Annotated in this window: 8 protein-coding genes; 5 read left to right on the forward strand and 3 right to left on the reverse strand. The window is 69.3% G+C overall.

All coding sequences use genetic code 11. The features are described 5' to 3' along the window. Nucleotides 1-181: 181 nt before the first annotated feature. Nucleotides 182-1,441 (reverse strand): glycoside hydrolase family 18 protein, encoded by a 1,260-nt coding sequence (locus ACFXPK_RS19895; protein ID WP_385077139.1) that lies wholly within the window; start codon nucleotides 1,439-1,441, stop codon nucleotides 182-184. Nucleotides 1,442-1,876: 435 nt separating this feature from the next. Between ACFXPK_RS19895 and ACFXPK_RS19900 the strand changes: the two genes are divergently transcribed. Then, entirely contained in the window at nucleotides 1,877-3,049 is a 1,173-nt protein-coding gene (locus ACFXPK_RS19900; protein WP_385004440.1) for an acyl-CoA dehydrogenase family protein, read from the forward strand. A 7-nt stretch (nucleotides 3,050-3,056) separates the two neighbouring features. On the opposite strand, the gene ACFXPK_RS19905 is transcribed toward ACFXPK_RS19900, so the two are convergent. Beyond that, on the reverse strand, nucleotides 3,057-3,455 hold the full coding sequence (locus ACFXPK_RS19905; protein WP_385004438.1) for a hypothetical protein: 399 nt from the start codon (nucleotides 3,453-3,455) through the stop codon (nucleotides 3,057-3,059). 227 nt (nucleotides 3,456-3,682) lie between these two features. On the opposite strand from ACFXPK_RS19905, the gene ACFXPK_RS19910 reads away from it, so the two are divergent. From ACFXPK_RS19910 to ACFXPK_RS19920, 3 genes are all read left to right on the forward strand, one after another. Next, a complete protein-coding gene (locus tag ACFXPK_RS19910) occupies nucleotides 3,683-4,123 on the forward strand; it encodes an Lrp/AsnC family transcriptional regulator (RefSeq protein ID WP_385004436.1) in 441 nt (146 codons plus the stop codon). Between the two features lie 310 nt (nucleotides 4,124-4,433). Beyond that, a complete protein-coding gene (locus ACFXPK_RS19915) occupies nucleotides 4,434-5,339 on the forward strand; it encodes a tRNA (adenine-N1)-methyltransferase (protein ID WP_384999962.1) in 906 nt (301 codons plus the stop codon). Nucleotides 5,340-5,534: 195 nt separating this feature from the next. Further along, on the forward strand, nucleotides 5,535-6,131 hold the full coding sequence (locus ACFXPK_RS19920) for a hypothetical protein (RefSeq protein WP_384999959.1): 597 nt from the start codon (nucleotides 5,535-5,537) through the stop codon (nucleotides 6,129-6,131). Between the two features lie 34 nt (nucleotides 6,132-6,165). On the opposite strand, the gene ACFXPK_RS19925 is transcribed toward ACFXPK_RS19920, so the two are convergent. Further along, nucleotides 6,166-6,486 carry a ferredoxin gene (locus ACFXPK_RS19925; protein ID WP_329824485.1) on the reverse strand — a complete coding sequence of 107 codons (321 nt, stop codon included), beginning with the start codon at nucleotides 6,484-6,486 and terminating at the stop codon, nucleotides 6,166-6,168. A gap of 255 nt (nucleotides 6,487-6,741) precedes the next feature. On the opposite strand from ACFXPK_RS19925, the gene arc reads away from it, so the two are divergent. After that, nucleotides 6,742-8,508: a proteasome ATPase gene (gene arc / locus ACFXPK_RS19930; protein WP_384999955.1), complete on the forward strand. Its 1,767-nt coding sequence runs from the start codon at nucleotides 6,742-6,744 to the stop codon at nucleotides 8,506-8,508. Nucleotides 8,509-8,592: the final 84 nt, after the last annotated feature.

The following is an 8,592-nucleotide window of genomic DNA, read 5'->3' on the forward strand; positions in this document are numbered from 1 at the left end:
AACTCCCGGGGCCCGCGTATTTTGTTTATACGACCCTGGCGTGGGGGGCGGGGGGTCGGGGCCGGGGGGTCGGGGGCGGGGGGCCCGGGGCCACCCGGCCGCGGGGGGGGGGGGCCGATCGGGCGCCCCGCCCCCGGCGCGTTCCCGGGGTCCTCCGTCATGCGACGGCCTGGTCGACGTCCTAGTCGATGGCCTTGATCAGCTCACCGTTCGCGGTGTCCCCGCTCAGCTCCCAGAAGAAGGTGCCGCCCAGACCCTGCTGGTTCTTGTACGCCATCTTCCCGGCGATCGTGGCCGGGGTGTCGTAGCTCCACCACTGGTCGCCGCAGAAGGCGTACGCGGTGCCGCCGACCGTTCCGTTGGCCGGGCAGCGGTCCTTGAGGACCTTGTAGTCCTCGATGCCCGCCTCGTACTTCCCGGGCGCCGCGCCCGTGGCCGTGCCGCCCGGCTCCGCCTGGGTGACGCCGGACCAGCCGCGCCCGTAGAAGCCGATGCCCAGCAGCAGCTTCTCGGACGGGACGCCGAGGCTCTTGAGCTTGGCGATCGCGGTGTCCGAGTCGAAGCCCTGCGTCGGGATGCCCGCGTACGAGGTCAGCGGCGAGTGCGGGGCGGTGGGGCCCTGCGCGGCGAAGGCGCCGAAGAAGTCGTACGTCATCGGGTTGTACCAGTCGAGGTACTGCGCGGCGCCCGCGTAGTCGGCGGCGTCGATCTTCCCGCCGTCCGTGCCGTCGGCGGTGATCGCCGCCGTCACCAGGTCCGAGCCGAACGCGCCGCGCAGCTCCGCCGCCATGTCCTTGAAGGCGTCCCGGCCGCTGGTGTCACAGGTCAGCCCGCAGGCGTTGGGGTACTCCCAGTCGATGTCGATCCCGTCGAACACATCGGCCCAGCGCGGGTCCTCGACCAGATCGCGGCAGGACTGCGCGAACGCCGCCGGGTTCTTCGCCGCCTCGGCGAAGCCGCCGGACCAGGACCAGCCGCCGAAGGACCAGATCACCTTGAGACCGGGGTGCATCTCCTTGAGCTTGCGGAGCTGGTTGAAGTTGCCGCGCAGCGGCTGGTCCCAGGTGTCGGCGGCGCCGTCCACGCTCTGGTCGGCGGTGTACGCCTTCTCGTAGTCCGCGTACGAGTCGCCGATGGCGCACTTGCCACCGGTCACATTGCCGAAGGCGTAGTTGATGTGCGTGAGCTTGTCGGCCGAGCCGGACGTCTCGATGTTCTTCACGTGGTAATTGCGGTCGTAGACACCCCAGTTGGTGAAGTATCCGATGACCTTGTCCCCGGCCGCCGCGGTGGGCGCGGCAGCGGGTGCGGCCGGGGCCGCGGTGGTCTCGCCGGCCGTGGCGGTGCCCGCCCCGGAGAGCAGGGTCACGCCGAGAACGGCGGTACACGCGGCGGCGGTCAGCGCCCGGAAACGGGCACGGGAACGGTGGAGCCTGAACATGGAGTCTCCTCGTGGGGGAGAGGAAGCAGGAAGCACGGGTGGGGGGAAGGGCCTGCCACGTCGCCGACTGGGCCGGAATGCCAGGCGTGTTGGAAGGGACTGGTGAAGCGGCTTCAGAAGGGGACGTTAGAAGGACTAGACCACTGGGGTCAATGGTGCGGACCAATTAACCGCCGTCGCGGCGCCGGTTCGCATCCGGTCCCGTACCGCCCGTGACCACACCTGTCGCGTGATCATGAGCCCGTGACGCACGCCCTCCGATCGGGCATACTCAACGCGCCACAGCAACCGATCAGTCCCTGCCGCGATCCGGGAGGGCAGCATCGGCGAGGCAAGGACGACCCGTCCGGGGACCTCCCCGGACCCCACGCCGGCGGCGCCCGCCCACACCCGCGCGCGACCGCCTCAGCGCCCGACAGGGAGGAGAGCGCCGCCATGTCCGACCGCGCCCCACGACCGGTGGACCGTCTGCTGCCCACCGAGGAGGCCCAGGACCTCGTCGCCCTCGTACGCGACATCAGCCGGCGGGAGATCGTCCCGAAGGCCGCCGAGGAGGAGGACGCCGGGCACTTCCCGCGCGAACTCTTCCGACTGCTCTCCACCTCCGGCCTGCTCGGCCTCCCGTACGACACCGCCCTCGGCGGCGGGGGACAGCCGTACGAGGTCTACCTCCAGGTGCTTGAGGAACTCGCCGCCGCCCGGCTCACCGTGGGCCTCGGCGCCAGCGTCCACACCCTCGCCTGCCACGCCCTCGCCGGCTACGGCAACAAGGACCAGCAGACCGAACTCCTCCCCGCGATGCTGGGCGGCGGTCTGCTCGGCGCGTACTGCCTCTCCGAACCGGCCTCCGGCTCCGACGCCGCCTCGCTCACCACCAGGGCCGTACGCGACGGCGACCACTGGGTCCTCACCGGCACCAAGGCATGGATCACCCACGGCGGGATCGCGGACTTCTACACCGTGCTCGCCCGGACCGGCGGCGACGGCGCCCGCGGCATCACCGCGTTCCTCGTGCCCGGCGACGCGCCCGGACTGAATGCCGCCGCGCCCGAGAAGAAGATGGGCATGAAGGGCTCGCCCACCGCCCAACTCCACTTCGACGGCGTACGGGTGGCCGACGACCGCCGGATCGGCGAGGAGGGCCAGGGTTTCTCGATCGCGCTCTCCGCGCTCGACTCCGGACGCCTCGGCATCGCCGCCTGCGCCGTCGGCGTCGCCCAGGCCGCCCTGGACGAGGCCGTCGCGTACGCCACCGGACGGCGGCAGTTCGGCAGACCCGTCGCGGACTTCCAGGGGCTGCGCTTCCTGCTCGCCGACATGGCGACCCGTATCGAGGCCGGACGCGCCCTCTACCTCGCCGCGGCACGGCTGCGCGACGCGGACCGGCCCTTCTCCTCGCAGGCCGCCATGGCCAAGCTGTTCTGCACCGACATGGCCATGCAGGTCACCGTCGACGCCGTACAGGTGCTCGGTGGCTACGGCTACACGGCCGACTTCCCGGCGGAGCGCTATCTGCGCGAGGCGAAGGTGTTGCAGATCGTCGAGGGCACCAACCAGATCCAGCGGATGGTCATCGCCCGCCATCTCGCGGGTCCGGAGACCCGCTGACGGAACCTCAGGCGGCGTCGCGCTGCACGGCCGGCACCTTGAACGGGCGCGAGCCCGGGCCGCCGACGTGCGAGAAGGGCTGCGTACGCCAGTCGAGCCCCTGGGGGAGCGTCAGCAGCAGCCCGGTGACCTGCTCCTGCGCCTCGTACGAGGAGTCCGCGGGCCGCGCCTCGGAAGCGGCGCGGCCCGTACCGGCGCACACCGACAGCACGAACGGGTTCCACGGGGTGGGGCACAGCGCGTGCTCCGGCAGGGTGTCCTCGTCGGCGAGCAGCGCGATCGGCTGCACGCAGTCCGGGCAGACGACCCGGTACATCTCGAAGGTGTCGTAGGAGTCGATCTCGTCACTCTCGTCGAGGTCGACGGGGACCGGCTCGGTACGTCCGGCGCGCTTCAGGCTCTGCATGGAGACATTCCCCCTCGGGTGGGCCGACCAGGCTGCTGTGGTCTCGACCACAGCAAGCACTTCCCGTCGCGCGAGCCAGGTAACCGTAAGGTCTCGGCAGACCCGGCCACGGGTGTGTGGTCTTCGTCACATGCCACCCGCAGATGCGCGCGGAACCGGCCCCTCCGACCGGCCCGGACGCCCCTCCGGCTGTGCCGGAACGCCCCCGGGGCAATAGGTTGATCCGCATGGAGGAGCTGGATCGTCAGATCGTGGAATTGCTCGTCAAGGACGGCCGCATGAGCTACACCGACCTGGGCAAGGCCACCGGCCTGTCCACCTCGGCGGTACATCAGCGCGTACGCCGCCTGGAGCAGCGCGGAGTGATCCGCGGCTACGCGGCCGTCGTCGACCCGGAAGCGGTCGGCCTGCCCCTCACCGCGTTCATCTCGGTCAAACCCTTCGACCCCAGCGCCCCCGACGACATCGCGGAACGCCTCTCCGGCATCGCCGAGATCGAGGCGTGCCACAGCGTCGCGGGCGACGAGAACTACATCCTCAAGGTCCGCGTCCCCACCCCCCTGGAACTCGAACACCTCCTGACCCGCATCCGCTCCCTGGCCGGCGTCTCCACCCGCACCACGGTGGTCCTCTCCACCCCCTACGAATCCCGGGCGCCTTCTTTTTGAGGGCTCGGTTCGCGTCTTTTTGGGGCTCGGTTCGCCTCCGGGGCGCTTTATGCCCCTGTCGACGGTCGACCGTGCTCGGCCCCTCGTTCCTCGGGGCCTGCGCGCGCTCTCCCTTTCGACAGCGGCGCGCCCCTTCGGCTCACTCGCCGGCCCGGCGAGGCGCCGGGCCGAGGACTCCGGCACCGCATCATCTGCCCCTGGGCGCCCCCGACCCTGCGGCGAGCGAACCGAGCACGGTCGACCGTCGGCGCCGACTTGCAGCGCCCCGGAGGCGAACCGAGCCCCAAAAAAATACAGCTAAGCTTCGAACATGTCCGAACCGACCGGTGCCGCCCGACGTCGCGGCCCCTTCAAGGTCGGGGACCAGGTTCAGCTCACCGACCCCAAGGGACGCCACTACACCTTCACGCTCGAAGCCGGGAAGAACTTCCACACCCACAAAGGGTCCTTCCCGCATGACGAGCTGATCGGTGCTCCCGAGGGCAGTGTTGTCCGTACCACGGGAAACGTCGCCTATCTCGCGCTGCGTCCCCTGCTCCCCGACTATGTCCTGTCCATGCCCCGCGGTGCCGCCGTGGTCTATCCGAAGGACGCCGGCCAGATCCTGGCCTTCGCCGACATCTTCCCCGGTGCCCGGGTCGTCGAGGCGGGGGTGGGCTCCGGCTCGCTCAGCAGTTTCCTGCTGCGGGTCATCGGCGACCAGGGCATGCTCCACTCGTACGAGCGGCGTGAGGACTTCGCCGATATCGCGCGGCAGAACGTGGAGCGCTACTTCGGCGAGCCGCATCCCGCCTGGACGCTGACGGTCGGTGACCTTCAGGACAACCTGTCGGACACGGATGTCGACCGCGTGATTCTGGACATGCTCGCCCCGTGGGAGTGTGTGGAGGCGGTCTCCAAGGCGCTGGTTCCCGGCGGCATCCTGTGCGCCTATGTCGCGACGACGACGCAACTCGCGCGTACGGTGGAGACGATCAGGGAGTTCGGCACGTTCAACGAGCCGGCCGCCTGGGAGTCGATGATCCGTAACTGGCACGTGGAGGGGCTGGCGGTCCGGCCCGACCACCGGATGATCGGGCACACCGGTTTCCTGGTGACCGCGCGCCGCCTCGCGGACGGTGTCGAGCCGCCGCTGCGGCGCCGCCGCCCCGCGAAGGGCGCGTACGGCGACGACTACACCGGTCCGGGCAGCGCGAGCGGCGGAGCCGCCCGCTAGACGCTCCCCGGGGGCCTTCAACACGACGCTGCCGCCGCCCGGTTCCCGCTCCGTACGGGGGAACTGGGCGGCGGCATCTTTACGTTGGGCTTACGTACCCCGCTGTTCCGCCGCCCTGTGACGTGTGGCACGATGCTGACTCCCTCACACACCGTTGGTTACTCACCGGCACCGCCTTCACAGGAGACACTCCGCGTGCAGATCTCCGACGCGCCGGACCTCGCGCACACCCGGCCCCGCCCGATCCACTGGCTCGCCACGGCCACCGCGATGGCGGCCGTCGTGGCGCTGGCGGGTCTGCTCCAGCCCGGTCCCGCCACCGCCTCCCAGACGGACCGGAAGGGGCTGAGAAACGCCGCTGAGCCCGCCGCGCGGGCCGCGCTGCCCGCCCCCGACCCCGCCGGTGTCGACTTTCCCCTGGAGTGCGGCGGAAGGGTGGGCACGGTCGTCGCCCAGAAGGCGTCCGGGGATCTCGACGGGGACGGCAGCCCGGAGACCGTGGCGGTGGTCCGCTGCGACTCGGGCGTGGGCACTCCGCCGAGCGGGTTGTACGTGCTGACGCGGGCGGAGGGGGACGAGCCCCGGCTCGTGGCCACGCTGGTGGACCCGGGGGACAAATGGACCGTCGGGCCGGATCTCACCGTCCATGACGGTGTGATCCTGGCCACTCTGTTCGGCTACTCGGCGGCCTCCGTGCCACGCTGCTGCCCCGACCAGGAGGAACAGGTCTCCTGGCAGTGGAAAAATGGCGCGTTCCTGCGCACGGAGATACCCGAAGCGCGCAGTAGCTGACCGCTCGCTCCGGGTGCCTTCCGCGGTACGGAGGTCAGGCGGCGTCCGGCCCGTACACCTCTACCTGGTCCGCCACCCGGCGTACGTGGATGCAGTCGCCCGGGCACTCTTTGGCCGAATCCACCACATCGGTGAGGAGCGGCAGCGGCACGCGCGTGGTGGCCCCCGGCGACTGGAGCAGTTCGTCGTCGGCGCTCTTCACATAGGCCAGGCCGTCGATGTCCAGCTCGAAGACGTCCGGCGCGTACTGGGCACAGATCCCGTCGCCGGTGCAGAGGTCCTGGTCGATCCAGACCTCCAGCGGCTCACCGGTCTCGGTGACGCCTTCGGTGGGAGCCTCCTGCTGCACGGTCATCTCTCCTGCCGTTTTTTCTGCGTCGGACGGCGCGTGACGGGGTAAGTCGCGCCAGCCCTGACGGGTGTTGACCGCTTCGACGATACAACCGGCCGCTTTCCGATGTTCCAGGGTGGGTATTCCCCTGGCGTGAGGGAGAGCGCAAGGGTGAAGATCGGTCACACCCCGACAGTCTTTGTGATCTAGGGGTTTCAATCATCACCCACCCAGGTAGGGTCAGGAAGCGTCCAGCTCCCCTTGGAGGAGGTGAGGACCGTGGCAGCCCACGACGACGACATCAACCGCGGCATCCGGCCCGGGCGGGGGTCCGAAGACCCAGCCGGCCAGGTTGCCTATCTCGAGCAGGAAATCGCCGTCCTGCGACGTAAGCTCGCCGACTCTCCGCGGCATACGAGAATTCTCGAAGAGCGGATCGTCGAGTTGCAGACGAACCTGGCGGGTGTGTCCGCGCAGAACGAGCGGCTCGCCAATACGCTGCGTGAGGCCCGCGACCAGATCGTGGCCCTCAAGGAAGAAGTCGACCGGCTCGCACAGCCGCCGGCCGGTTTCGGGGTCTTCCTGCAGAGCAATGAGGACGGCACGGCCGATATTTTCACCGGGGGCCGAAAACTCCGGGTGAATGTCAGTCCGGGCGTCGAGCTCGACGAGCTCCGGCGTGGCCAGGAAGTCATGCTCAATGAGGCGCTCAATGTGGTCGAGGCCATGGAATTCGAGCGTGCCGGGGACATCGTCACCCTCAAGGAGATCCTTGAGGACGGCGAGCGCGCCCTGGTCATCGGGCACACCGACGAGGAACGGGTGGTGCGGCTCGCGGAGCCGCTGCTGGACATCACCATCCGCCCCGGCGACGCCCTGCTGCTCGAACCGCGCTCCGGCTACGTCTATGAAGTGGTTCCCAAGAGCGAGGTCGAGGAGCTGGTCCTCGAAGAGGTACCGGACGTCGACTACGACAAGATCGGCGGTCTGGGCGGCCAGATCGAGATGATCAGGGACGCGGTCGAGCTTCCGTACCTCCACCCGGACCTCTTCAGGGAACACGAACTGAGGCCGCCGAAGGGCATCCTGCTCTACGGTCCGCCCGGCTGCGGCAAGACGCTCATCGCCAAGGCGGTGGCGAACTCCCTCGCGAAGAAGGTCGCCGAGGTCACCGGGCGTCCGGCGGGGAAGAGCTACTTCCTCAACATCAAGGGTCCCGAGCTGCTCAACAAGTACGTCGGTGAGACCGAGCGCCACATCCGCCTGGTCTTCCAGCGTGCCCGGGAGAAGGCGAGCGAGGGCACCCCCGTCATCGTCTTCTTCGACGAGATGGAATCCCTCTTCCGTACCCGTGGGTCCGGTGTCAGCTCGGACGTGGAGAACACCATCGTCCCGCAGCTCCTCGCCGAGATCGACGGTGTGGAGGGCCTGGAGAACGTCATCGTCATCGGCGCCTCCAACCGCGAGGACATGATCGACCCCGCGATCCTGCGGCCCGGCCGGCTCGATGTGAAGATCAAGATCGAGCGTCCGGACGCGGAGGCGGCGAAGGACATCTTCGCGAAGTACCTGACGCACACGCTGCCGCTGCACGTGGACGACATCTCCGAGCACAACGGCTCGAAGGAGGCCGCGGCCCACGGGATGATCCAGTCCGTCGTGGAGCAGATGTACGCGGAGTCCGAGGAGAACCGCTTCCTGGAGGTCACGTACGCCAACGGTGACAAGGAAGTCCTCTACTTCAAGGACTTCAACTCCGGCGCGATGATCCAGAACATCGTGGACCGGGCCAAGAAGATGGCGATCAAGGCCTTCCTCGACCACGACCAGAAGGGCCTTCGGGTCTCCCATCTCCTCCAGGCGTGCGTGGACGAGTTCAAGGAGAACGAGGACCTGCCGAACACCACCAACCCGGACGACTGGGCCCGTATCTCCGGCAAGAAGGGCGAGCGGATCGTCTTCATCCGCACCCTGGTGACCGGAAAGCAGGGCGCGGACACCGGACGCTCGATCGACACGGTGGCCAACACCGGTCAGTACCTGTAGAGCGCGGACCGGGGGGGGGGGGGGGTGCGGGGGCGACGCGCGCCCGGGGGGTTGCCCGAGAGCCCCACCCACCCCCCCCCCCCG

The organism is Streptomyces sp. NPDC059142 (genome assembly GCF_042755665.1).
Lineage (GTDB): Bacteria > Actinomycetota > Actinomycetes > Streptomycetales > Streptomycetaceae > Streptomyces.